The organism is Streptomyces paromomycinus (genome assembly GCF_003865155.1).
Taxonomy (GTDB): Bacteria; Actinomycetota; Actinomycetes; order Streptomycetales; family Streptomycetaceae; genus Streptomyces; species Streptomyces chrestomyceticus.
This window is the reverse complement of sequence record NZ_BHZD01000001.1, coordinates 8,154,577-8,178,354: the sequence shown is the minus strand read 5'-3', so window position 1 is coordinate 8,178,354 and position 23,778 is coordinate 8,154,577. Positions and strand designations below refer to the sequence as shown.

Here is a 23,778-nt window from a genome sequence, read left to right as displayed (position 1 = left end):
GTTCCCGGCCCCCCGTGGGTCGTACGGTCGTGGGTCGTACGGTCGGTGGTGGTCACGGCGTCAGTCCGCGGCGAATATCTGTCTCTTCTGCCGTTCGATGCTGTTGACCAGGCCGTCGATGTCGTCCGGGTCGCCGATGAACTGCTGGAGCGCCTGGATCAGTACGGTCGAGGCGAAATCGGGGCGGGTGTCGCGGTCCATGAACTGCGATATCTGCCGGGCGCCGGCCACCAGCCGGACGGCCTTCTTCTGCAGGGCGTCGTACGTCTGGGTGCCGGCCGCGCCGTTGGCCGCGACGTTGTTCGGGTCCCGCTTCAGGTAGGCCAGTTCGGCCTGGGGTGTGGCCAGGAAGGCGAGCAGGTCGCGGGCGGCTTCCCGGTGCCGCGCCTTCTTCGCCATCAGGAAGCCGTCCATCGGCGCCTCGACCGCCTCTTTCCCGAAGGCCGGATCGATCTCGGGGAACGGGAAGAGGTCCAGGTCCGCGCGGTTCTCCGCGGTGAACTGCTGGCCGGGGTGCTGCAGTCCGAGTACCGCCATACCGGCCTTCTTCCCCTGGAGGGACTGTGCCGCCTCCTGCCAGGTCCGGCCGTTGGCACCTTTCTGGTGGTACGGCAGCAGGCCCCGCCACAGGTCGAAGACCTGCCGTACCTGCGGGCTGGTCCAGGATTTCTCGCCGCGCATCAGGGCGATGTGGAAGTCGTACCCGTTGGCCCGCATGTCGAGGTAGTCGAAGGTGCCCATGGCGGGCCAGCCCTCCTTGTCGCCGAAGGCGAATGGGGTGAGGCCGTCCTTCTGCATCTGCCGGGCGAGCGCGCGGTATTGATCGAAGTTCTCCGGGACCTCGTAACCCCGCGTCCGGAAAACGCTCTTCCGATGGAAGACCGCCCACGGGTAGTAGTAGTACGGCACGAAGTACTGCTTGCCGTCCTCGCCCGTGGACTGTTTCCGCACCGCGTCGGAGAACCCGTCGAACTTCTTCCAGAGATCACTGATGTCGGCGAGCAGGCCCTTTCGCGCGAAGTACTGCATCCGGTATCCGGCGAACCACGTGAAGACGTCATCGGGCGTGCCCTGGAGGTAACGGTTGATGTTCTCCTGGAAGTTCTCGTGGTTGACCGTGTTGACCTTCACCGGCTTCCTGGACTTCTTCTCGTACGCCGCGAAGGCGTCGGCGTACGCGCGTTTGGGCACCGCGTCGGAGGCGTTGGACCCCAGGGTGACGCCGTCATCGGAGCCGTCACCGCAGGCGGCGAGCAGCGACGGCAGCGCGACCGCCCCCGCACCGGCCGCCATGCCCCGCAGCAGAGACCTCCGGGGCACCCCGGGTACCGCCCGGCGCGTACCCCCGCCCGGGCCGTCCCCCCTTGACCGGACCATGTCTTCTCCCCCTCCTCGGCGATGGAACCGAACAGAACCGAACGCGAGTGCTGGGATCTCACTCCCAACCGGTGCCTCAGTCAAGGCTTTCGGCGGCCCCTCCCGCATTTTCCCCTTTCGCCTTCCAACACAGTCCAACAAGCCTTACCGTAAATACTCGCAATTGACTGGTACATGACTTACTGCTCTCTCCGTGAACGGAGGACGCGAATCATGCGCCCGCACACCCCCCTCACCACCCGCCGCGCCCGGCGAAGAGTCGTCGCGGCACTGTCCGCGGCGCTGCTGTGCTCGGCCGGCGTGACGGCCCTGCCCGCCACGGCCCGCCCGGCCGGCGCCGCCGACGGTCCGGCCACCTCCGCACCCACCCCCGCCGCCTCCGCCGGAACAGCCGCGTCCGCCGCCCCGCGACTGCCCGACGGCCTGGCCAGGACACCTCCCATGGGCTTCAACAACTGGAACTCCACCCACTGCGGAGCCGACTTCAACGAGGCGATGATCAAGGGAATCGCCGACATCTTCGTCGCGAAGGGCCTGAAGGCCGCCGGCTACGAGTACGTCAACCTCGACGACTGCTGGGCCAAGAAGGAGCGGGACGCGAACGGAAAACTGGTCCCGGACACCACCCGCTTCCCCAACGGCATCAAGGCCCTGGCCGACTACGTCCACTCCAAGGGCTTGAAGTTCGGCATCTACACCAGTGCCGGCACCACGACGTGTGCGCAGGCGATGCCCGGCGCGCTGGGCCATGAGTACTCCGACGCCCAGCAGTTCGCCGACTGGGGAGTGGACTACCTGAAATACGACAACTGCAACAACCAGGGGGTGGACGCGAAGAAGCGCTACATCACCATGCGCGACGCCCTGAAGGCGACGGGCCGCCCCATCGTCTACAGCATTTGCGAGTGGGGCGAGAACAAGCCGTGGGAGTGGGCGGCGGACGTCGGGCACCTGTGGCGCACCACCGGTGACATCAGTGACGTGTGGGACAGCATGGTCTCGATCTTCAAGGCGAACGCGCCGCTGGCGCCGTACGCCGGTCCCGGCCACTGGAACGACCCGGACATGCTGGAGGTCGGCAACGGCGGGATGACGGACACCGAGTACCGCAGCCACTTCTCGCTGTGGTCGATGATGGCCGCGCCGCTGCTGATCGGCGCCGATCTGCGCAAGGCGTCGCAGGCGACCTTCGACATCCTCGACAACCGCGAGGTCGTCGCGCTCGACCAGGACCCGCTGGGCAAGCAGGCCCAGGTGCTGAAGTCCGAGGGCGGCCGCTGGGTCCTGAGCAAGCCGCTGGCCAACGGCGACCGGGCGGTGGCCCTGTTCAACGAGACCGACCGGCCGCAGCACATCACCACCACGGCCCAGGAGGCGGGCCTGCCGCAGGCGAGCGGCTACCGGCTGCGTGACCTGTGGAAGGACGAGAACACCCACACCGCCGGTGAGATCGCCGGGACCGTACCGGCACACGGCACGCTGCTGTACCGCGTCGCCGCCGACCGCCACTGGGCGCAGTACCCGCCGGCCCTCGACACCGCGGCGGACGGCGTCGCGCCGATCGAGGTCGGCAAGGAGGTCCGGACCGCCACCCTCACCCGCAATCTGGGCCGCACTCCCGCGCTGGACGTCAAGGTCGACTTCAAGGGCCCGCAGGGCTGGCGCGTCGAGCCGGTCACGTCCACCGGCACCCAGGTGCTGCCCCCGGGCAAGGAGCTGGCCACCGCCTGGAAGATCTCGCCGCTCGCGGGGACCAAGCCCGGTCCGTACGAGCTGTCGCTGACCACCGACTACCACTCGACACGCGGGCAACGGGTGACCCTGACGCTCCCGTTCGGGGTCACCGCCGTCCAGGCACCGCCGGCCGGCACCTCCTACGCCAGCGACCTGACCTGGCTCTCCGCCACCAACGGCTACGGGCCGGTGGAGAAGGACATGAGCGTGGGCGGGCAGCGGCCCGGTGACGGGACGCCGATCACCATCGGCGGCGTGCCGTACGCCAAGGGGCTGGGCGCCCACGCGCCCAGCGAGATCACGTACTACACGGGCGGCAAGTGCTCGGCGTTCAGCGCGCAGGTCGGCGTGGACGACGAGACCGGCGACCAGGGAACCGTCACCTTCGAGGTGTGGGCCGACGGGCGGAAGGTCGCCGAGAGCGGCAAGCTGACCGGCACCGACCCGGCGAAGGCGATCAGCGCCGCGGTCACCGGGGCGGGCACCGTACGACTGGTCGTGCAGGACGCCGGTGACGGCTTCTTCTACGACCACGGCGACTGGGCCGACGCGAAGTTCACCTGTTGACCGGGGCGTTCACCGCACAGCGCACACCGGCCGGGCGGGCCGCACGGTCCGCCCGGCTCCCGGTGTCCGGGCCCGGCCCGCTCCCCTTCCGGGTCAGCAGGTCGGCAGGCCGGGGACCGGGGCGTCGTTCCGGCCGCCCTTGAGGTAGACGGCGCTGACGTACACGCCGCTGTTGCCGCTGTCGTCGTCCGTCCTCGCCCACCAGGTGTTGGTCCACCGGCCGTACGACTCCCGGCGGCCCAGGTTCGCCTGGCAGTAGAAGTAGTTGGTGCCCGCGTTCAACGTGCCGACGTGCTGGAAGGAGCCGGTGTACGAGGCGGCCGCGCGCCACACCTGGCAGTTGACCTTGCCGCCGCCGATCGGCGCGCACGAGCTGGGCTCCGGTACGCCACCGGTCCCGCCGGTGGCGCTGCCGCCGCCCGGGGCGGCAGAACCGCCGCCGGACGCCGACCCGCCGCTCGCGCCCGCCCCGCCGTCGCCCCCGCCTCCCGTACCGCCGGCCGCCGCTCCTCCGTCGCCACTCCTGCCCTTGCCGGGGTCGCCGCCGCCACCGGGCTTCGGCTTCCCGGACGCGGCACTCTTCGAAGGCTCGCCCGAAGTGGCGGGCGCCGCGCTCCGCCCGCTCTCGTCCTTCCCGGGTGCCTTGCCATCCGGCTCGACGGCCCCGGTCTCCTCCGGCGTGCCCGACGCGCCCGCCCGCGCGGCCTGCTCCTGTTCCTGTGCGGGGGCGCCCGGCCGCCGCTCGGCGACCGTACCGCCGGAGTCCCGGGCCATCAGCCCGTACGTCACTCCCCCGCCCGCCACCAGGACGGCGGCCACCGCGGTGGCGAGCACGCAGGTACGCCGTCCGCGCCCGGCGGCAGGCGTGGCGGTGCCGGTGGCCGCCACGGTGCTGGTCTCCCGCTCCCCCAGGTTCCCGGCGGGGGCGGGCCCGGTGGGTGCTCGGCCACCGGCCGGCCCGGTGGGTGACTGACCACTGACCGGCCCGGCAGGGGCCTGACCGCCTGACGGCGACGGTGCCGGTGACGGCGCCGCCCGGACGTCCGCCGCAGTCGGCGACCACGACGTACCCGGGTCTGTACCCGTACCTGCGCCCGGCCCGGTACCCGGGTCTGTACCCGTACCTGCGCCCGGCCCGGTACCCGCACCCGTATCTGCTCCGGCCCCCGTCCCCAACCCCAACCGCACCGTCTGGCGCCCGTCGGCCACCGCCGTCAGCAGGGACCGCGCCTCGGCCGCGCTCGGCCGGGCGGCAGGGTCCTTGGCCATCAGCGCGTGCAGTACGGGCGTCAGCGGCCCGGCCCGGCGCGGCTCGGGCAGCGGTTCGGAGACGATCGCCGTCAGGGTCGACCAGACCGACGTCCGGCGGAACGGCGCACCGCTGCCCTCCACTGCCGCGTACAGCGTCATGCCCAGCGACCAGATGTCCGAGGCGGGCGACGGCGGCTGCCCCTGGGCGCGCTCGGGCGGCAGGTAGTCGAGCGAGCCGACGAGTTCGCCGCTGCGGGTGAGGTGGGTGCTCGCCCCGTCGTCGGGCGCCTCGATGCTGGCGATACCGAAGTCGGTGAGCACGACGCGGCCGACCCCGGTGTCCGGGCGGCCCGCGCGCCGCTGCCCGCGCTCCAGCAGGACGTTGCCGGGCTTGACGTCCCTGTGCAGCACGCCCACCTGATGGGCGGCGTCCAACGCGTCCATCACCTTGGCGCCGATGGCGGCGATCTCGCGCGGGTCCATGGGGCCGCCCCGGTCGAGCGCGTCGTCCAGCGACGGGCCGTCGACCAGTTCCATGACGATGACGGGGCGCCCGTCCTCGTCGATCACGTCGTGCACGGTGACCACGCCGGGGTGCCGGACCCGGGCCGCGGCCCGTGCCTCGCGCTGCATCCGGGTGCGCAGGTCGGCCAGTTCCGGCGCGGACGCGTCGGTGTAGGCGCGCAGCACCTTCACGGCGACTTCCCGGCCCAGCACCTCGTCCACCGCCCGGCAGACGACGCCCATGCCACCGCGCCCGATCTGTCCGGTGACCCGGTACCGCCCGCCGAGCAGCCGCCCGGTCAACTCCCCGGCTCCGCCGCCCCCTTCGCGAGCACGGTCGCCGCCTTCAGCACTGCCCTCGTCCCCCGGCCCGTTCACGCCATTCACGCAAGTCGCCCCGTTCGCCCCACTCGTCCCCTGTCATGGTCGGCACCAGCCTAGAGGGCCGTGGGGCGCCGCAGGCCCCGTCAGGCGGTCGGGGCGAAGGCATCGAGACGGGACTGTTGTGCGGCGGCGGACGCGGCGCCCACCACACCGGCGTCCGTACCCGTCTGCGCCGGTACGACCGTGAGGCCGCGGACGAAGGAGAGCGTGGCGTAGTCGCGCAGGGCGCGGCGCAGGGGGACGAAGAGGAGGTCCCCGGCGCCCGCGACACCGCCGCCGACGACCACGATCTCGATCTCGACGAGCGCGGCGGTGGCCGCGACACCGGCGGCCAGGGCCTGGGCGGCCCGCTCGAACGAGTGACGGGCCACCGGGTCACCCGCGCGGGCGGCGGCGGCCACGGCGGCGGCACTGGTGTCACCGTCGGGACCCGGCCGCCAGCCGCGTTCGAGGGCGCGGCGGGCGATGTTGGGGCCGCTGGCGATGCGTTCGACGCAGCCGCGGGCGCCGCACGGGCAGGGGTCGCCGTCGAGATCCACGCTGATGTGGCCGATGTGGCCGGCGTTTCCGGTGGGACCGGGGTGCAGCCGGCCGTTCAGGACCAGGCCGCCGCCGACCCCGGTGGAGACCACCATGCACAGGGCGTTCGCGTAGCCGCGGGCGGCGCCCTGCCAGTGTTCGGCGGCGGTCATGGCCACGCCGTCGCCCACCAGGACGACGGGGCGCGCGCCGACCAGGTCCCGTACTTCGGCGACGACCGGGAAGTCCCGCCAGCCGGGGATGTTGACCGGACTGACCGTGCCGCGCCGGGCGTCCACCGGACCCGCGCTGCCGATGCCGACGGCGGCCACCCTGGCCCACTCGGGGTGTGCGGTCAGCTCGCCCACCACCTCCGCCAGCGCGCGCAGGACGGTGGCGCCGTCCCGGTCGGCGGGCGTGGGCCGGGTGGTGCGGACGAGCAGCCTGCCGTGCTCGTCCACCAGCGCGCCGGCGATCTTGGTGCCGCCGATGTCCAGCGCTGCGCTCAGGTCCGTCTGCATCGGTGTCGAATCTCCTGGTGGGGCGCCTGGGCCGGGGTGCGTGACCCGGCACGGGAACGCCAGTCTCGTGCTGATTGACAACGTTGTCCAGAGGTTATGCTCGACGCCGTGCCGCACGTCGTCGTGCGGTGCCGCCGGACGGTCCCGCCGGTCGGCCGCACGCACCGGCCCTCCGGACACCGCCACAGCCATCATCGGCGTACCGGAGGGGGAACCGCCACACCCATCCCGCCCGTCTCTCCAGCAACGGCCGGAGCGAGCAGCGAAGCCGCCGCCCTCCCGGCCGCCCACCGCTCCTCCCACCACCTTCACCCACCGCCGACAGAATCAGGACCGCGCACGTGACCGACACCGCCCGGGGCACCTCCCGCCGCTACGGCAGCCGGCCCACGATGAAGGACGTCGCGGCCCGGGCCGGCGTCGGCCTGAAGACGGTCTCCCGGGTGGTCAACGGCGAGCCCGGCGTCACCCCCGAGACCGAGCGCCGCGTCCAGGACGCCATCACCGCCCTCGGCTTCCGCCGCAACGACTCCGCCCGCATCCTGCGCAAGGGCCGCACCGCCAGCATCGGCCTGGTCCTGGAGGACCTCGCCGACCCGTTCTACGGGCCGCTCAGCCGCGCCGTCGAGGAGGTCGCCCGGGACCACGGCGCGCTGCTGATCAACGGGTCCAGCGCGGAGGACCCGGCCCGCGAGCAGGAGCTGGTCCTGGCCCTGTGCGCGCGCCGGGTGGACGGCCTGGTGATCATTCCGGCCGCCGACGACCACCGTTACCTGGAGCCGGAGATCGCGGCGGGCGTGGCCACCGTCTTCGTGGACCGCCCGGCGGGCCGGATCGAGGCGGACACGGTGCTCTCGGACAGCTTCGGCGGCGCCCGCGACGCGGTCGCGCACCTGATCGCGCACGGCCACCGCCGGATCGGCTTCATCGGCGACCAGCCGCGCATCCACACCGCCGCGGAGCGGCTGCGCGGCTACCGTACGGCGATGGCCGGGGCCGGGCTGGCCGTCGACGAGTCGTGGGTCTCCCTCGGGTCGACCGCGCCCGACCGGGTACGGTTCGCGGCCACCGCCATGCTGGACGGGCCGCGCCCGGTCACCGCGCTGTTCGCGGGCAACAACCGGGTCACGGTCACGGCGGTGCGGGTGCTCGCCGAACGCCCGCGCCCGGTCGCCCTGGTGGGCTTCGACGACTTCGAGCTGGCCGACCTGGTGACCCCGGCGATCACGGTCGTGGCCCAGGACGCCGCGCGCCTCGGCCGTACCGCCGCCACGATGCTCTTCCGCCGCCTGGAGGGCACCGAGATCCCGCCGCAGCGCCAGGAGATCCCCACCCGCCTCGTCCCGCGCGGCTCGGGCGAACTGCCCCCGCCCGCCGACGAGTGAGCGCCACGCCTCCGATTGGAGCGCCCGCCGCGGCGCCCGTCGGCACTGACGCGCGGAACGTTGCCGATGCCCGGCTGTCCCCTCCTGGACCATGGAGCAATGAAAATTCAAGACCGGTTCCTGGAGGTCCTGACCTCGGACGCCAGAGAGACTTTCCTGCTGGCCCTGGGGCACCGCATGGCGATCTTCACGCGTGACGCCCTCGCCCAGGACGCCGCGCACGGGACTCAGCACGCCAGGGCCTGCAACGAGATGAGCATCGCCGTCTGGTCGCAGGTATGGGCGACCCGGGATGCCGAGGTGGCCGGTTACCCGGATTCCGATTTCCTTCCGGTGCTCCTCGAAAAGGCCGACCGGGGCGACGCACGGGCCTTTCTCCGCCATGCCGTCGAGAGCTCCCTGCTGGTGCTGGAGTCCGATGGCGCCACCGAGCCGGGAGCATCGGGCTCGTAGAGCCGGGCGGGGAAGGCACCTGAGGTGACGGGGCCCTTTCGGAAGGGGAAACCGCTTCCGAAAGGGCCTCTGGCCGTTCAGGGAACGTCAAACAGCGGAACTCCTCAGGACGACCAGCCGCTGCGTGGCCCGGGACATCGCCACGTACCGGTCCACCGCTCCCCGCACCCCTTCGCCGAACTTCTCCGGGTCGACCAGGACGACCAGGTCGAACTCCAGGCCCTTCGACAGTTCCGGGGTCAGTGACCGGACGCGGGAGGTGGCCGTGAAGGCGGGGGCGCCGATGACACAGGCGATGCCGTCGTCGTGGGTGGTGAGCCAGGCGTCGAGGATCGCGTCCCGGTCCGTCACGGGCGCGTGGGTGACGGGGATGCCGGTGCTGCGGACTGAGGTGGGGACGTTGGCGTCCGGGAGGGCGGCGCGGATGACGGGTTCGGCCTCCGTCATCACCTCTTCCGGGGTGCGGTAGTTGATGTTGAGGGAGGCCACGTCGATGCGGTCCAGCCCGATGCGTGCGAGGCGGTCGTGCCACGACTCGGTGAAGCCGTGCCGGGCCTGGGCGCGGTCGCCGACGACGGTGAAGCTCCGGGACGGGCAGCGCAGCAGCAGCATCTGCCATTCCGCGTCGGTCAGTTCCTGGGCCTCGTCCACGACGACGTGGGCGAACGGCCCGGCGAGCGGGTCCGGTCCGGCGGTGGGCAGTGCGGTCTCGTCGACCAGGCTGACCCGGGCGTCCTGGCCGCGCAGCATCACCACCAGTCCTTCGCCGTCGTCGCCGTCGGCGCCGGAGTCGGCCGCGGCCCCGATCAGGTTGTCGACGACCTGTGTCATGCACTCGCGCTGGGCGGCGAGAGCGGCGGCGTGCCGGCGCTTGCGCAACGACGCTTCCGGGTCGCCGAGCCGCTGCCGTGCCGCGTCCAGGAGGGGCAGGTCGGAGACCGTCCACGCCTGGGCGTCCGCGCGTTGCAGGGTGCGGATCTCGTCGCGGCTGAGCCAGGGAGCGCACAGGCGCAGGTAGGCGGGTACCGTCCACAGGTCCGAGACGAGGTCGGCCGCTTCGAGCAGCGGCCATGCGCGATAGAGGGACCTGAGCAGTTCCTTGTCGTGCTGCAGCGCCGTGCGGAGCTGGTCGGGCGGGGCCTCGGCGCCGTGTTTGTCCGTCAGGATCGTCAGCAGGGCCTCCCATATCTGCTCGCGGGCTTCGTTGTGCGGGGTGCCTGGTTCCGGTGCTTCGAACGCCTCGGCCCAGTCGTCGGCGGTCAGCCGGACGTCGGCCCAGGGGGTCGAGACCGTCGTGCCCTCGGCGGGCGGCTCCTCGTAGAACCTGACGGCCGTCTCGATCGCCTGCACCATGCGCGCGGACGCCTTCAGGGCGGCCGCCTCCGGGTCGGTCTCGGCTGCCGCTGCGGCGCCTTCGGCGACGAGGTCGCGCAGCGTGCAGGTCTGTACGCCTTCCTCGCCGAGACTGGGCAGGACGTCGGCGACGTAGGACAGGTAAGGCTGGTGCGGGCCGACGAACAGGACGCCGCCGCGGCGGTGCCCGAGGCGGGGGTCGGAGTACAGGAGGTAGGCGGAGCGGTGCAGGGCGACGACGGTCTTGCCGGTGCCCGGGCCGCCGTCGACGACGAGGGCGCCGCGGGAGCCCGCCCGGATGATGGCGTCCTGGTCGGCCTGGATGGTGCCGAGCACGTCGCGCATCCGCGCCGAACGGTTGCTGCCCAGGCTGGCGATGAAGGCGGAGTGGTCGTCGAGCGCGGCGTGCCCTTCGAGGCCGTCGGCGGTGAAGACCTCGTCCCAGTAGTCGCTGATCCGGCCGCCGGTCCAGCGGTAGCGGCGGCGGCTCGTCAGGCCCATCGGGTCGGCGTGGGTGGCTCCGAAGAACGGTTCGGCCGCCGGGGAACGCCAGTCGACCAGCAGCCGGCGGCCCGCGCTGTCGGTGAGGCCGAGCCGTCCGACGTACACGGGCTCGGGGCCGTCCTCGCCGACCATGCGGCCGAGGCACAGATCGAGGCCGAAGCGGCGCAGGGTGCGCAGGCGTGCGGTCAGCCGGTGCACCTCGGCGTCGCGGTCCATCGCCTGGCGGCCGGTGCCGCCGGGCGCCTTCAGTTCGGCGTCGAGGCGGTCGGACAGTTCGCGGACGGTCTGTTCCAGGCTCTCCGCGATGTCCGCGAAGTGCCGTTCGTCGGCCGCCGTCAGCTCTGGGTCAGCCTTGGCGGCGAGGCGGGCGGGGAGGGCGAACACGCCGGTGGTGGTCAGGGAATTCATGGTGGTGTCAGCTCCGATCCTGGGCCGCACCCGCGGAGGTCTGCCGGGCGGAGGACTGCGCCTCGCGCACCCCGTACACCGGCAACGACACACGCACTTCGCGTGTCCCCCATGTCCGCAGGTTCTGGCCTGGGCCAGAGATTCTGCGGTACGGACGGGGCCTTGCCGCAAGCCCCCCTGTGCGCTATAAGTTGAGAGTGGCAAGGAGTGTGAGGCTCCTTGCCTTTGTTGTTCTCGGCGGCGGATGACCGGGTTCCGGACACAGTTGAGCGGCGTACGACGGGGTCGTACGCCGCTGGTGGGGTTCGGCCCCCGAGAGCCGTCAGGCGTTCGGCACCGCCCGGCCCGCGAGGCCGTCGAGGTCGGCGCGGGTGAGGCCGGTCAGGCGGGCTGCCTCGGCGATGTCGACGGCGCCGCAGTCCAGGCCGCGCAGCAGGTAGCCGCTGAGCGCCTTGGCGGTCGCGGGCTCGTCCATCACGTCGCCGCCCGCCTTGGCCACGTACGCGGCCAGCCGGGCCGCGGCCTGCTCCAGACCCTCGCGGTAGAAGGTGTAGACGGCGGCGTAGCGGGTGGGCAGGTGCGCGGGATGCATGTCCCAGCCCTGGTAGTACGCGCGGGCCAGTGAGCGGCGCACCAGGCCGTGGTGCAGCCGCCAGGCGTCGTGGACCTGTGTGGTCGCGCCCACCGGGAGGACGTTGGTCGAGCCGTCGGAGAGGCGGACGCCGGTGCCCGCTGCCGCGACCTGCATCACGGCCTTGGCGTGGTCGGCCGCCGGGTGGTCCAGCGCCTGGTGGGCGGCGCTGACGCCGCAGGAGGCGCTGTAGTCGAAGGTGCCGTAGTGCAGGGAGGTGACGCGGCCCTCGGCGGCCTCTATCAGGCGGGCGACGGTGGCGCGGCCGTCGGCGCCCAGGACGGACTGGGTGGTCTCGATCTGGATCTCGAAGCCGATCCGGCCGGACGACAGGCCGTGGGTCTTCTCGAACGCCGTCAGCAGCCGCACCATCGCGGTGACCTGCTCGGGGTAGGTGACCTTGGGCAGGGTCAGCACCAGACCGTCCGGGAGGCCGCCGGCCGCCAGCAGGCCGGTGAGGAAGATGTCCAGGGTGCGGATACCGCGGTCGCGGACGGCGGCTTCCATGCACTTCATGCGGATGCCCGTGCAGGGCGCGGCGGTGCCGTCCCGGTAGGCGGCCGCGACGAGGGCGGCGGCGCGGGCGGCGGCCGCGTCCTCTTCGGCGTCCGGGCGCAGGCCGTACCCGTCCTCGAAGTCGATGCGCAGGTCCTCGACGGGTTCGCGTTCCAGCTTGGCCCGTACCCGCTCGTACACCGGCTCCGCGAGGCTGTCGGGGATGCCCAGGACGCCGGCGAACGCCTCCGCGTCCGGGGCGTGCTCGTCGAGCGCGGCGAGGGCGGCGTCGCCCCACTCGCGGACGGTGTCCGCGGTGAACACGTCGCCGGGGACGTAGACCGTGTGGACCGGCTGCCGGGTGCCGGGGTCGCCCGGGTAGCGCCGCGCGAGGTCCGCGTCGACGTCCGCGAGGGCGGCTCCGATCTCCTCGCGTACGGTGTCCGCGAGACTTGTCGCCACCGTCTCGTGCTGCCCCATCCGGCACCCTCCCTGTGCTCGCGCCCACCGTGCAACCGCGCAGGCGTCGCTCCGCTTTTCCGCTGTACGGAATCAACAATCCGTAGAGCGAAGCTATCCGGGCCGAGTTCGCAGGTCAACACCCTCCGGCGACGGGATGGCTGGGCGCTCCATGGGGAGCGTTCCCCATCGCGCGCGCCGTGCGCCCGCGCGCGACGTACCCCGTTTCACCCCTTTCGGTGTTTCTTCCGCCTTCCCCGGCCCGGCCGGAACGCCCGTGCGTAACATCACCGGCGCGGTGCGGGCGGCCCGGGCGCCCGGCCGCCCGCACGAGGCGTGGGGGCCTGTATGCCGGAGGAGTTCGGGGACGCGCTGCGGCGGCTGCGGCGGGAGCGGGAGGTCTCCCTCCGGACCCTGGCGCAGCTCGTGCACTACAGCAAGGGTTATCTCAGCAAGATCGAGAACGGCGAGAAGCCGCCGACCGGCGACGTCGCCCGCCGCTGCGACGCGGCGCTGGCCGCGGACGGCACGCTCACCCGGCTGCTGTCCGCCCGCACGCCCGGCGACCGCTGCCCGTACCCGGGACTGGCCGCCTACACCGCCGAGGACGCCCCCTGGTTCTTCGGCCGGGAACGCGCCACCGCCGCCCTGGTCGGCCGCCTCGCCGAACGCCTGGAGGCCGCGGGCCCGCTCGTCGTGGCGGCCCCGTCCGGGGCCGGCAAGTCCTCGCTGCTCCGGGCCGGCCTGCTGCCCGCCCTGCGCGCCGGCGCGCTGCCCGGCTCCCGGCACTGGGCGGTACGGGTCCTGACGCCGGGCACGCATCCGCTCACCGGGCTGGCGGCGGCGTTGACGGAAACGGGGGGCGCGGGTCCGGATACGGGTACGGGTACGGGTGCGGGCACAGGTACGGGTGCGGGTACGACGGCCACCACCGCGGCCGCCGCCACCGCGTCCACCACCGCGTCCACCGCCGAAGCCCTCGCCGCAGCCCCCGAACAGTGCCCCGCCATCGCCCGCGCCGCCCTCGGCGCCTGCCCGCGCCTGGTCCTCGTCGTCGACCAGTTCGAGGAGGTCTTCACCGCCTGCGAGGACCCCCGTGAGCGGCGGGCGTTCGTCGCGGCGCTCTGCGCGGCCGCGCGGGACGCCCCGTGCGCGGTGGTCCTCTGCGTACGCGCCGACTTCTACGGCCAGTGCCTGGACCACCCTCCGCTCGCCCCGGCCCTGTCCGCCGGGATCTTCGCGCTGCGGCCCATGTCCGTACCGGAGGTGCGCGCGGCGATCGTCCGGCCCGCCCGGGAGGCCGCGCTGGAGCTGGAACCGGGGCTCGAAGAGCTGCTCCTGGCCGACCTGGGCATCCACGAGGACGACGGCCCGGTGATCGGCGGGGCACTGCCCCTGCTGGCGCACGCCCTGCTCGGCACCTGGCAGCAGCGCACCGGCCGCACCCTCACCGTCGCCGGATACCGCCTGACCGGCGGCCTGCACGGCGCCGTGGCCACCACCGCCGAGCGGGTGCACGCCACGCTGGACCCGGCCGAGCGACGGGCGGCGCGGCAGGTGCTGCTGCGGCTGGTGCAGGTCGGCGAGATCGCGGGCGAGACCCGCCGCCGGATGCCGCGCGAGCGCCTGCTGGAGCATCTGCCGGACCCGGAGAAGACCGCCGCCGTGATCGATGTCTTCGTACGCGCCCGGCTGCTGACCCTGGACGCGGACACCGTGGAGATCACCCACGAGGCGCTGCTGCGGGCCTGGCCGCGGCTGCGCGGCTGGATCCGGGCCGACCGGGCCGGACTCGTCGTCCACCAGCGGCTCTCGGAGGCGGCCGGGGCGTGGCAGCGCGAGGGGCGGGAGGCGGCGGGGCTGTACCGGGGCACCCGGCTGGCGGTGGCCCGGGAATGGGCCGGGCAGCAGGGGGAGGACGCCGGACTCAGCCCGCTGGAGGAGGAGTTCCTGGAGGCGTCGCAGGCGCGCGAGGCAGCGGCGGCGCGGGCCGGGCGCCGCCGGGTGCGCCGCCGTCGCAGGCTCGCGGGCACCCTGGCCGTGCTGCTCGTCCTCGCCGTGTGCGCGGGGGTGCTGGCGGTCCAGCAGTGGCGTACGGCGGAGGCCGGCCGTCTCGACGCGTACGCCGGTGAACTGGCCGCCCGCTCGGGCCAGGTGGCCGCCGGGCAGCCCGAGGCGGCCATACTGCTGGCCGCCGAGGCGTACCGGCTGCGCCCGTCCCCCGCCTCCCGCAGCGCGCTGCTCAGCACTCAGGCGCGGCCCTTCGCAGGGCGCCTGACGGGACATCAAGGGCCGGTCAACGCCGTCGCGTTCAGCCCGAAGGGCGGCCTGCTGGCGGGCGGCGCCTCGGACGGCACGGTACGGCTCTGGGACCCCCGCACCCGCCGCCCGCTGGGCACCGCGATCCGGGCGGGAGCGACGCGGGTCCGCGGTGTGGCCTTCAGCCCGGACGGCGCGCTGCTCGCGGCGGGCGCCGCGGACGGCTCGGTACGGGTACGGGACACCGGCCGCCGGGGCCCGGTCACCACCGTGCCCGGCACGGGTGCGAACGGGGGCGCGGCCGGGGAGGTGGCCTTCGCGCCGGCCGGTCCGGGCGTACGGGGCGGGACGGCCGGCGCGACCCGTACCCAGGTCCTCGCCGCCACCGGCCCCGGCGGCAGCGTGACCCTGTGGAACGCGCCCGGCATGCGGCGGACGGCCCGCCTGCCCGGCCTGGGCGGCGGCGCGAGCGGCAAGGTGACGTTCAGCCCGGACGGGCGCCTGCTGGCCCGTGGTGACGCCAACGGCCGGGTCCGGGTCTGGCGGCTGCCGCGCTCCCTGACCGCCTCCGCGCCCGGCAGCGCCCTGTCCGACGCCGCCCGCCCCGGCTCCCCCACCGTCCTGGCCGACCGTACCGGGCACGGCAGCGGAGTCGTCGCCGTGGCCTTCAGCCCGGACAGCGCGACGCTCGCCGTCGGCGGCACCGACCGCACGGTGACGCTGTACGACACCCGCGACATGACCGTCACGGGGCGGCTCACCGGCCACAACGACGACATCAACGCCCTCGCCTTCAGCCCCGACGGCGACACCCTCGCGTCCGCCTCCGGCGACGGCTCCGCACGCCTGTGGGAGGTCGCCACCCGCCGTACCGTCGCCGCCTTCACCGGGCACAGCGACTACGTTCTCGCCGTCGCCTTCGCCCCGGACGGCCGCACCCTGGCCACCGGCAGCTTCGACCGGACCCTCGCCCTGTGGAACCCGTCCGGCGCGGCGCTGACCGCCCGGCCGGTGTCCGGCCGGTCCGCCGTCGCCTTCGCGCCCGGCGGGCGGCAACTGGCCGCCGCGGGCACCGACGGCTCGGTCCAGCGGTGGGACGTACGGTCCCGTACGCAGCTGGGGCCGCCGCTGGGCGGCCACCACGGCCCGGTGCGGGGGCTGGCCTACAGCCGGGACGGCCGCACGTTCGCGACCGCCGGGGCCGACGGGACCGTACGGCTGTGGAACGCGGCGAGCGGCAGCCGCAAGCGGGTGCTGACCGGGGCGCGCGGAGCGGTGTTCGCGGTCGCCTTCTCTCCCGGCGGGCGGCAGCTGGCAGGGGCGAGCGAGGACGGCACGGTCCGGCTGTGGGACCTCGCGCGGGGCGGCTCGGCCGTCCTGACCCAGCACGACGACTTCGTCAACGGCGTGGCGTTCAGCCCGGACGGGCGGCTGCTGGCCAGCGCGAGCGACGACCGTACGGTACGGCTGTGGGACGCCGTCACGCACCGCCCGGTCGCCGTCCTGCGCGGGCACACGGGCGCGGTGTGGGCGGTGGCCTTCAGCGCGGACGGGCGCATGCTCGCCTCGGCGGGCAACGACCGCACGGTGCGCCTGTGGGACCTGCGGCGGCACCGCGCCGCCGGAGTGCTGCGCGGCCACACCAGGTCGGTGCGCGACATCGCGTTCGCGCCGCGCGGGCGGCAGTTGGCCACGGTCGGGTTCGACGGCACCGTACGCGTCTGGGACACCGCCGCCCGTACCCCGACCGCGACGCTCACCGGGCACACCGACGTGGTGTGGTCGGTGGCCTACGCGCCGGACGGCAGGACCCTCGCCAGCACCGGCGCGGACGGCTCCGTACGCCTGTGGGACCTGGACGCGCGCCGGGTGGCCGGGCGCATCTGCCCGCTGGTCGGCAGGACCGGGCCCGCGCGCTGGCGGGAGTTGCTGCCCGATGTCCCGTACGGCTCGCTGTGCGACCGCTGACGGCGCGGAGCCGGCACGGATTTAACCCATGGCGTTTTCGATCAAGCCGGGCGACACTCTCCGGCATGACATGGATCGCACCGAAGGTGGACCGCCGTACCGAGCCGTACGTGGCGGACGAACGCAGCATGCTCCAGGGCTGGCTGGACCGGCACCGTGACACCCTGCTCGCCAAGTGCGCCGGGCTCACCCCGGAACAGCTCGTCCAGGTGAGCGCCGAGCCGTCGAACCTGACGCTGCTCGGCCTGGTCCGGCACATGACGGAGGTGGAGCGCGCCTGGTTCCGGCAGCGCGTCGCGGGCCAGAAGATCGGGCATCTGTACTTCACCGACGAGCAGCCGGACGGTGACTTCGAGAACCTCGACCCCGCCGGTGCCGGGGAGGCGCTCGCGGCGCTGCGCGCCGAGTGCGAGGCCGCCGACCAGGCCGTGGCGCACCGCGGCCTGGACGACACGTTCACCATGGCGGACGGCCGGGTCATCAGCCTCCGGTGGGTGTACGTCCACATGATCGAGGAGTACGCGCGGCACAACGGGCACGCGGATCTGCTGCGGGAGCGGATCGACGGGGTGACGGGCGAGTAGGCCGCACACGGACGGCGGGCCGGTCACCCGGGCAGGCGCTCGACGACCAGCAGTGCGGCGTCGTCCCGCAGCTCCCCGCCCGTGTGCCGGACCAGGTCCGCGCGGAGCCCGTCCACCAGGTCGTCCAGCGGCGCGGCGGCCCGTTCGCCGACCCGCTCGGTGAACGGGTGGAAGCGCCCCGCCGCGTCCCGGGCCTCGGTGAACCCGTCGGTGAGCAGCACCAGCCGCTCCCCCGCCCGGAACGGCAGCGTCTGCACCGCGTGTCCGGCCCCCACCAGATCGGCCATGCCGACGGGGGCGCCGGGCCGCTCCGGCGGGCAAGGGCGGACCCGGCCGCCGGAGACGAGCAGGGGTTCGGGGTGGCCGCAGTGGACCACCCGGGCCACCGGACCCTCGGGGATCTCCACCAGCAGGGCGGTGGCGAACCGTTCGGGCGTCTCGGCGCCCGGCAGGCGCGCGATGTGCCGCCGTGCGTCGTGCTCCAGCCGCCGGGCCACCTCCGTCAACTGCTCCTCCTCGTACGCCGCTTCGCGGAAGGAACGCAGCAGCAGCGCCGACGCCTCCACCGCGAGCATTCCCTTGGCCCGCACGTCGCCGATCAGCAGGCGGGTGCCGTACGGACTGCGTACCGCGTCGTAGAGGTCGCCGCCGCTGCGGGGCGCGGTCCGTGCCGGAAGGTACGTACCGCGCAGGCGCAGGTCTCCGATCCGTCCGGGCAGCGGCCGCAGCAGGACCCGCTGTGCCGTCGCGGCCGATGTGCCGGCCCGGTCCAGCGCGCGCTGTCGCCGCCGCCGTACCGCGCTGCTTGCAAGGGTCACCAGCGCGACGGCCGACGCCGTGCACGTAGCCGCTTCGGACAGCGGACCGGCCGTGAGCCGGCGGGGCTCCGGCACGCCGGTCGACACGGTCACGACGGCCAGTACGAAGAACGCGAAGGCGAGGCCGAACAGCGCGCGCGGCAGCAGGGCCGTGAACCGGTTCCGCGCGCACCCGGCAGAGCGCTCAACGGTGCTCGGCGGCTGCTTGCGCATGGGCTTCTTCCCTGGTGGTGATGGCGGGTCCAGTGATGGCGGGGGCGGGACGCACCGTGCGGCGACCGCCCGCCACGTCGTGCAGGGCCCGGTCGAGAAGCATCAGGAGGCGGTACTCGGCCACCCGGACGTCCAGACTGTCGTGCCGGTCGCCGCACCGCTCGGCCAGTTCCCGCCACACCCGGCGGGTCGCGGGCAGGACGGGGTGCGGGCTGCCGCCCCGGCAGCCGCGTACGCACAGCGCCAGGCAGGTCAGCAGCCGGGCGCAGCCGGCCCGGAACTCCCGGTCCCACACGTCGGCCCACGCCGCCACGGCCGATCCGGCCTCCGGCGCGCCCGGCCCGGTCACCGCCCCGGCCGGGCGCTGCGCGGCGAGGGCGTCGAGCGCGCCGACGCACGCCTCCGCGTCGTGCGCCACCCGCTCCAGGCTTTCCAGGACCTTGCGGTCCAGGTGCCAGACGGCGTTCCGGTTCCGCGCGCGCACGTTCCAGCGCAGGCTCTCGTGTGCCTGGCCGAGGGCGCTGCGGGCCCTGGCGGTGGTGTCCGCGACACGGGCAGGCCACTGTGTGCCGAGGACATCGTCGGGATGCCGTGCTTCCCGTACGGCGGTGGCCGTGCCGTCCAGCACGCCGGCCAGTTCGTCCCGCAGGCGGTCGAGGGCGGACTCCGCGGCCCGCAGCCGCAGCGGCGGCGGCAGCAGGGCGTTGAAGAGCACCGCGACGGCGATGCCCACCCCGATCTCCAGCAGGTGCGGCAGGATCTGCCCCGCGTGGCTCGGTCCGAGCAGGAGGACGAACACCGCGGTGATCGGTACGTGCAGTCCGTGCGCGCCGAGGCGTTCGTGCCCGGCGGCCAGCAGGGACAGCAGCAGGACGGCGGTCATGCTCAGCCACGTCGGTCCGACGAGGACCGCGGCGGGCAGGGCGATCAGGGCGCCGAGCGTGCACCCGGCCGCGTACTGGAGCCCCGCCGTGCACGAGCGGAACACCGTCGGATGGACGACCAGCAGCGCGGCGACGACCGCCGGGCCCGGCTGCGGCGCCTCCCACATGCTGCGGCACAGCTGCCAGGCCAGCGCCGCCGCCACGGCGGCCCGGACGGCGACCAGCCACCGCACCGCCCAGGGCCCGTCGCGGATGCGGGCCAGCCCGACCACCGCCTGTGCGGTGCCCGTCCGGCGCCCGGGCGGCGCCGCGTTCTCCTCCCGCATGTGCACCCCTTCCGTCCGCGCATCGGGACCGGCAGCACCAGCCGTCGACGGCGGCTGCCGAAACCATGTCTTGTCCGGTGCGGCTGCCAGTTATTCGGGCCGTGCCGAAGAATTGCGACGATGGCGGGAAAAGGTGCCGTTCGGCTGCACCGGACGGGAAAAGGCCCCGCACATCCGGGGAAAAAGGTCCCGCCGCTCGCCTTCTCTCCGGGGCACCGGAAAAACAGCTTCCGAAACCCCCACCGCGTAAAGAAGGACACCTCATGCGACTGATCAATTACAACGTGCTGCGGGACCTCGTCCACGAACACCAGCGCCTTACCGAGGACGGCTTCCCGGCCCGCGGGAAAAGGGAGTCCCGGCTGGCGGACGTCGCCTACACCCTCGGCGTCTACACCGGTCACCGGGACCCCGCCGCCGCCCTCCGGGAGGCCTGCCGCCTGCTGCGCGCGCACGACGCCGAGTACCGCCGAGCGGCCTGAGGACGCGCTGCGGCCCGCCTACTGCTCCGGGCAGGAGGCGGGCCGCAGCGCGTCACCGAATGGCCGCCGGCCGCCGTCGCTCAGTTTTCTTCCAGCATCTTCTCCCGCAGACCCGCGAGGATACGGGTCAGCAGCCGGGACACCTGCATCTGGGATATCCCGAGCGCCTTGCCGATCTCCGTCTGGGTGAGTTCGGCACCGAATCGCAGATGCAGAATCTGCCGCTCCCGCTCTTCGAGACCGTCCAGCAGCGGCTTGAGCGCCTGCACGTTCTCGGCCTTCTCCAGGGCGGGGTCCTCCGCCCCCAGGAACGCGGCGAGCATTCCGCCCGCGGAATGCGCGTCACCGTCCTCCGGCGGGGCGTCCAGGGAATCGGCGGAATACCCGTTCCCGGCGTACAGCCCCTCGATGACGTCGTCCTGGTCCATGTCCAGGTGCCGGGCCAGTTCCGCGGTGGTGGGCGCCCGGTTCAGGTCGTGCGCGAGTTCCTCCCGCGCCCTGGCCAGGTCGATACGGAGTTCCTGGAGCCGGCGCGGCACATGCACCGCCCAGCTGGTGTCCCGGAAGTACCGCTTGATCTCCCCGACGATGTACGGCACGGCGAAGGCGCTGAACGGCGCCCCGCGCGAGAGGTCGAACCGGTCGATCGCCTTGATCAGCCCGATGGTCCCCACCTGGACCATGTCCTCGGTCTCCTCGGCACGGCTGCGGAACCTGCGGACCGCGTAGTGCACCAGGGAGAGGTTCATCTCGACCAGGCAGTCGCGTGCGTACCGGTGGGCGGGGTCGTCCTCGGGGAGGTCCGCCAGCCGTTCGAAGAAGAGCTGGGACACCTCGCGGGCGTCCTGCGGGGTGACGGCTCCGGCGTCCTCCAGCCGGGGCAGCCCGGCCGGTCCGGTCGCGGGTCTGTCCCGTACGGGGGCGAGGTCGCTCATCACGTGCTCACCCGCCCGCCGGCCGCTGCCGAGCGCGGGTGGCGCACGCGGAACCACACCCACTTCCCGGAGCGCGTCCGGTCGAAGCCCCAGCCGTCCGCGAGGGCGCCCAGGAGTTCCAGGCCCCGGCCGTCCTCGGCCAGCGGCTCGTCCTGGGTGACGGTGGCCATCGGCACCGTACGGGCGGTGTCCCGGACCGCCGCGAAGAGGCTGCCGTCCGCCTCCCCGATCAGCATCAGCGGGATGTCGGGCGCGGTGGAGTGGCGTACGGCGTTGGCGACCACCTCGGACAGGCAGGTCCGGCCGTCGCCGAGCGCGTAGCGGTCGGGATCCAGGACGGCGCTGACCGACTCCCTGGCCAGGCGGGGCGCCTGCGGGCCCGTCGGCAGCCGCATCCGCAGGGCGCGGACGCAGGCGTCGGCCGGGGCGCCGGTCAGGCCGTCGGTCGGGGCGCCGTTCGGAGCGCCGCCAGGGGCGTCGGTCGGGGCGTGGGGCAGGGGCATGGTGCGGGTCTTCCCTTCGGTGCCGCGGTCGGGTTACGGCACCCTCGGTGTGCCCGCCCCGCGGCCCGGAACCCGGGGCTTACGTCCCCGCGTACGGGACGTAAGCCCCGGTACCGCAAAAAGCCCGGGGCCCGTACGCGGATGCGCGTACGGGCCCCGGGCTCGTCACTGGCGGCACGGCACGGACCCGCCGTGCCCCGCGGGGTCAGCCCTTGCGGGTCTTGACCTCGTCGGTGAGGGCCGGCACGACCTCGAAGAGGTCGCCGACCACGCCGTAGTCGACCAGGTCGAAGATCGGCGCCTCGGCGTCCTTGTTGATGGCGACGATGGTCTTCGAGGTCTGCATGCCGGCGCGGTGCTGGATCGCGCCGGAGATGCCCGCCGCGATGTACAGCTGCGGCGAGACCGACTTGCCGGTCTGGCCGACCTGGTTGGTGTGCGGGTACCAGCCCGCGTCCACCGCGGCGCGCGAGGCGCCGACGGCCGCGCCGAGCGAGTCGGCGAGGGCCTCGATGACCGGGAAGTTCTCGGCGCCGTTGACGCCGCGGCCGCCGGAGACCACGATCGCGGCCTCGGTCAGGTCCGGGCGGCCGGTGGACTCGCGCGGGGTGCGCGAGACGACCTTGGTGCCCTTGGAGGCGTCGGCGACGGTCACCGCGAGCTGCTCGACCGTACCGGCGGCCGGCGCGGCCTCCGGGGCGGCGGAGTTGGGCTTGACGGTGATGACCGGGGTGCCCTTGGTGATGCGGGACTTGGTGGTGTACGAGGCCGCGAAGACGGACTGGGTGGCCACCGGGCCCTCGTCGCCGGCCTCCAGGTCGACGGCGTCGGTGATGATGCCGGAGCCGATGCGGACCGCGAGGCGGGCGCCGATCTCCTTGCCCTCGGTGGAGGACGGCAGCAGCACGGCGGCCGGGGAGACGGCCTCGTACGCGGCCTGGAGGGCGTCGACCTTCGGCGCGACCAGGTAGTCGGCGAACTCGGGGGCGTCGGCGGTCAGGACCTTGACCGCGCCGTGCTCGGCGAGCGTCGCGGCGGCGGTGTCGGCGCCGGGGCCGAGGTGCACGGCGACCGGCTCGCCGATGCGGCGGGCGAGGGTGAGCAGTTCGAGGGTGGGCTTGCGGACGGCGCCGTCCACGTGGTCGACGTAGACAAGGACTTCAGCCATGGGATTGCTCTCCTGCGGGAAAAGTGAGGGCGGTGGTGCGGACGGGTTTCCGGGGGCTCAGATGAACTTCTGGCCCGCGAGGAACTCGGCGAGCTGCTTGCCGCCCTCGCCCTCGTCCTTGACGATCGTGCCCGCGGTACGGGCGGGACGCTCGGCCGCTTCCTCGACCTTGGTCCAGGCGCCCTCCAGGCCGACCTCGTCCGCCTCGATGTCCAGGTCGTCCAGGTCCAGGGACTCCACCGGCTTCTTCTTGGCGGCCATGATGCCCTTGAAGGAGGGGTAACGGGCCTCGCCGGACTGGTCGGTGACCGACACGACGGCCGGCAGCGACGCCTCCAGGTGCTCGGTGGCGGTGTCACCGTCCCGGCGGCCCTTGACGACACCGCCGTCGACGGAGACCTCGGACAGCTGGGTCACCTGCGGCACGCCCAGGCGCTCGGCGAGCAGCGCGGGCAGCACGCCCATGGTGCCGTCGGTGGAGGCCATGCCGCAGACGACCAGGTCGTAGCCGGTCTTCTCGACGGCCTTGGCAAGTACGAGGGAGGTGCCGAGCGCGTCGGTGCCGTGCAGGTCGTCGTCCTCGACGTGCACGCCCTTGTCGGCGCCCATCGACAGGGCCTTGCGCAGCGCGTCGTTGGCGTCCTCGGGGCCGACGGTCAGGACCGTGATCTCCGCGTCGCCGTCGGCGGCTTCCTTGATCTGCAGGGCCTGCTCGACCGCGTACTCGTCGAGCTCCGAGAGCAGGCCGTCCACGTCGTCGCGGTCGACGGTCAGGTCCTCGGCGAAGTGCCGGTCGCCGGTGGCGTCGGGCACGTACTTCACACAGACAACGATCCTCAGGCTCACGCCGGCTCTCCTACCTGCTTCGACTCTTCCGAACTGCCTTGTGCTGGCAGCATAGGCGCCTGTTGGGGCGGCTTCCGGTCGGACGGGTCTCCCGCGCCCACCGAAATATTACTCGCCAGTACATCCACCCCATTCCCCGGAAGCAAGGCCGTTGAACTGTGACGTTGCCAACGGGCCCGGAAGGGGTGGACGAGGCGCGCCCACGGAACCGGCGGGGTGCCCGAAGCGTTGAGACGGCCGCCCGGCG

The 23,778-nt window shown here is 73.6% G+C and carries 17 protein-coding genes; 6 read left to right on the top strand and 11 right to left on the bottom strand.

What is annotated here, in order from left to right:
* Positions 1 to 60: 60 nt before the first annotated feature.
* Entirely contained in the window at positions 61 to 1,320 is a 1,260-nt protein-coding gene (locus OEIGOIKO_RS35385; RefSeq protein ID WP_125057456.1) for an ABC transporter substrate-binding protein, read from the bottom strand.
* A 270-nt stretch (positions 1,321 to 1,590) separates the two neighbouring features.
* Here OEIGOIKO_RS35385 and OEIGOIKO_RS35380 point away from each other — a divergent pair, with 270 nt between their 5' ends.
* Positions 1,591 to 3,678 carry an NPCBM/NEW2 domain-containing protein gene (locus OEIGOIKO_RS35380; protein ID WP_125057455.1) on the top strand — a complete coding sequence of 696 codons (2,088 nt, stop codon included), beginning with the start codon at positions 1,591 to 1,593 and terminating at the stop codon, positions 3,676 to 3,678.
* A 93-nt stretch (positions 3,679 to 3,771) separates the two neighbouring features.
* Here OEIGOIKO_RS35380 and OEIGOIKO_RS35375 read toward each other — a convergent pair whose 3' ends face one another.
* Positions 3,772 to 5,811, bottom strand: a complete 2,040-nt coding sequence (locus tag OEIGOIKO_RS35375) for a serine/threonine-protein kinase (protein ID WP_125057454.1) — start codon at positions 5,809 to 5,811, stop codon at positions 3,772 to 3,774.
* An 89-nt stretch (positions 5,812 to 5,900) separates the two neighbouring features.
* Complete coding sequence (locus OEIGOIKO_RS35370) at positions 5,901 to 6,857, bottom strand: ROK family protein (protein ID WP_125057453.1); 957 nt, start codon at positions 6,855 to 6,857, stop codon at positions 5,901 to 5,903.
* Positions 6,858 to 7,198: 341 nt separating this feature from the next.
* On the opposite strand from OEIGOIKO_RS35370, the gene OEIGOIKO_RS35365 reads away from it, so the two are divergent.
* Complete coding sequence (locus OEIGOIKO_RS35365; protein WP_125057452.1) at positions 7,199 to 8,242, top strand: LacI family DNA-binding transcriptional regulator; 1,044 nt, start codon at positions 7,199 to 7,201, stop codon at positions 8,240 to 8,242.
* 99 nt (positions 8,243 to 8,341) lie between these two features.
* Entirely contained in the window at positions 8,342 to 8,695 is a 354-nt protein-coding gene (locus OEIGOIKO_RS35360) for a hypothetical protein (RefSeq protein WP_125057451.1), read from the top strand.
* Positions 8,696 to 8,782: 87 nt separating this feature from the next.
* Here the strand turns inward: OEIGOIKO_RS35360 and helR are convergent, their stop codons facing one another.
* Both helR and OEIGOIKO_RS35350 read right to left on the bottom strand, forming a co-directional pair.
* A complete protein-coding gene (gene helR / locus OEIGOIKO_RS35355) occupies positions 8,783 to 10,960 on the bottom strand; it encodes an RNA polymerase recycling motor ATPase HelR (RefSeq protein ID WP_125057450.1) in 2,178 nt (725 codons plus the stop codon).
* A gap of 322 nt (positions 10,961 to 11,282) precedes the next feature.
* Positions 11,283 to 12,566, bottom strand: coding sequence for a DUF6986 family protein (locus tag OEIGOIKO_RS35350; RefSeq protein WP_125057449.1), 1,284 nt, complete (start codon positions 12,564 to 12,566; stop codon positions 11,283 to 11,285).
* A 327-nt stretch (positions 12,567 to 12,893) separates the two neighbouring features.
* On the opposite strand from OEIGOIKO_RS35350, the gene OEIGOIKO_RS35345 reads away from it, so the two are divergent.
* Together OEIGOIKO_RS35345 and OEIGOIKO_RS35340 are read left to right on the top strand one after the other, a co-directional pair.
* The gene (locus OEIGOIKO_RS35345; protein WP_125057448.1) at positions 12,894 to 16,772 is read left to right on the top strand and encodes an nSTAND1 domain-containing NTPase; all 3,879 of its coding nucleotides are present in this window, start codon (positions 12,894 to 12,896) and stop codon (positions 16,770 to 16,772) included.
* A 65-nt stretch (positions 16,773 to 16,837) separates the two neighbouring features.
* Entirely contained in the window at positions 16,838 to 17,356 is a 519-nt protein-coding gene (locus OEIGOIKO_RS35340; RefSeq protein ID WP_125057447.1) for a DinB family protein, read from the top strand.
* A 23-nt stretch (positions 17,357 to 17,379) separates the two neighbouring features.
* Here the strand turns inward: OEIGOIKO_RS35340 and OEIGOIKO_RS35335 are convergent, their stop codons facing one another.
* On the bottom strand, positions 17,380 to 18,387 hold the full coding sequence (locus OEIGOIKO_RS35335) for a PP2C family protein-serine/threonine phosphatase (protein ID WP_125057446.1): 1,008 nt from the start codon (positions 18,385 to 18,387) through the stop codon (positions 17,380 to 17,382).
* On the bottom strand, positions 18,359 to 19,597 hold the full coding sequence (locus tag OEIGOIKO_RS35330) for an FUSC family protein (protein ID WP_125057445.1): 1,239 nt from the start codon (positions 19,595 to 19,597) through the stop codon (positions 18,359 to 18,361). Before OEIGOIKO_RS35330 ends, OEIGOIKO_RS35335 begins: the two co-directional genes overlap by 29 nt.
* A gap of 263 nt (positions 19,598 to 19,860) precedes the next feature.
* Between OEIGOIKO_RS35330 and OEIGOIKO_RS41930 the strand changes: the two genes are divergently transcribed.
* Positions 19,861 to 20,079 (top strand): DUF5133 domain-containing protein, encoded by a 219-nt coding sequence (locus tag OEIGOIKO_RS41930; protein WP_170251947.1) that lies wholly within the window; start codon positions 19,861 to 19,863, stop codon positions 20,077 to 20,079.
* 80 nt (positions 20,080 to 20,159) lie between these two features.
* Here OEIGOIKO_RS41930 and OEIGOIKO_RS35320 read toward each other — a convergent pair whose 3' ends face one another.
* The 4 genes from OEIGOIKO_RS35320 to OEIGOIKO_RS35305 form a co-directional block, all read right to left on the bottom strand.
* Entirely contained in the window at positions 20,160 to 21,014 is an 855-nt protein-coding gene (locus OEIGOIKO_RS35320) for an RNA polymerase sigma factor SigF (protein ID WP_125057443.1), read from the bottom strand.
* On the bottom strand, positions 21,014 to 21,517 hold the full coding sequence (locus OEIGOIKO_RS35315; protein ID WP_125057442.1) for an ATP-binding protein: 504 nt from the start codon (positions 21,515 to 21,517) through the stop codon (positions 21,014 to 21,016). Before OEIGOIKO_RS35315 ends, OEIGOIKO_RS35320 begins: the two co-directional genes overlap by 1 nt.
* A gap of 205 nt (positions 21,518 to 21,722) precedes the next feature.
* Complete coding sequence (locus tag OEIGOIKO_RS35310; RefSeq protein WP_030017771.1) at positions 21,723 to 22,685, bottom strand: electron transfer flavoprotein subunit alpha/FixB family protein; 963 nt, start codon at positions 22,683 to 22,685, stop codon at positions 21,723 to 21,725.
* Positions 22,686 to 22,742: 57 nt separating this feature from the next.
* Positions 22,743 to 23,531: an electron transfer flavoprotein subunit beta/FixA family protein gene (locus OEIGOIKO_RS35305; protein WP_125048215.1), complete on the bottom strand. Its 789-nt coding sequence runs from the start codon at positions 23,529 to 23,531 to the stop codon at positions 22,743 to 22,745.
* Between the last annotated feature and the right edge of the window lie 247 nt (positions 23,532 to 23,778).

What these genes read in the sequence shown, in the direction of transcription:
- OEIGOIKO_RS35380 (WP_125057455.1), top strand. Translation starts at nt 1,591, where the DNA reads ATGCGCCCGCACACCCCCCTCACCACCCGCCGCGCCCGGCGAAGAGTC.
- OEIGOIKO_RS35370 (WP_125057453.1), bottom strand. Translation starts at nt 6,857, where the DNA reads ATGCAGACGGACCTGAGCGCAGCGCTGGACATCGGCGGCACCAAGATC.
- OEIGOIKO_RS35360 (WP_125057451.1), top strand. Translation starts at nt 8,342, where the DNA reads ATGAAAATTCAAGACCGGTTCCTGGAGGTCCTGACCTCGGACGCCAGA.
- helR (WP_125057450.1), bottom strand. Translation starts at nt 10,960, where the DNA reads ATGAATTCCCTGACCACCACCGGCGTGTTCGCCCTCCCCGCCCGCCTC.
- OEIGOIKO_RS35350 (WP_125057449.1), bottom strand. Translation starts at nt 12,566, where the DNA reads ATGGGGCAGCACGAGACGGTGGCGACAAGTCTCGCGGACACCGTACGC.
- OEIGOIKO_RS35345 (WP_125057448.1), top strand. Translation starts at nt 12,894, where the DNA reads ATGCCGGAGGAGTTCGGGGACGCGCTGCGGCGGCTGCGGCGGGAGCGG.
- OEIGOIKO_RS35340 (WP_125057447.1), top strand. Translation starts at nt 16,838, where the DNA reads ATGACATGGATCGCACCGAAGGTGGACCGCCGTACCGAGCCGTACGTG.
- OEIGOIKO_RS35335 (WP_125057446.1), bottom strand. Translation starts at nt 18,387, where the DNA reads ATGCGCAAGCAGCCGCCGAGCACCGTTGAGCGCTCTGCCGGGTGCGCG.
- OEIGOIKO_RS35330 (WP_125057445.1), bottom strand. Translation starts at nt 19,597, where the DNA reads ATGCGGGAGGAGAACGCGGCGCCGCCCGGGCGCCGGACGGGCACCGCA.
- OEIGOIKO_RS41930 (WP_170251947.1), top strand. Translation starts at nt 19,861, where the DNA reads ATGCGACTGATCAATTACAACGTGCTGCGGGACCTCGTCCACGAACAC.
- OEIGOIKO_RS35320 (WP_125057443.1), bottom strand. Translation starts at nt 21,014, where the DNA reads ATGAGCGACCTCGCCCCCGTACGGGACAGACCCGCGACCGGACCGGCC.
- OEIGOIKO_RS35315 (WP_125057442.1), bottom strand. Translation starts at nt 21,517, where the DNA reads ATGCCCCTGCCCCACGCCCCGACCGACGCCCCTGGCGGCGCTCCGAAC.
- OEIGOIKO_RS35310 (WP_030017771.1), bottom strand. Translation starts at nt 22,685, where the DNA reads ATGGCTGAAGTCCTTGTCTACGTCGACCACGTGGACGGCGCCGTCCGC.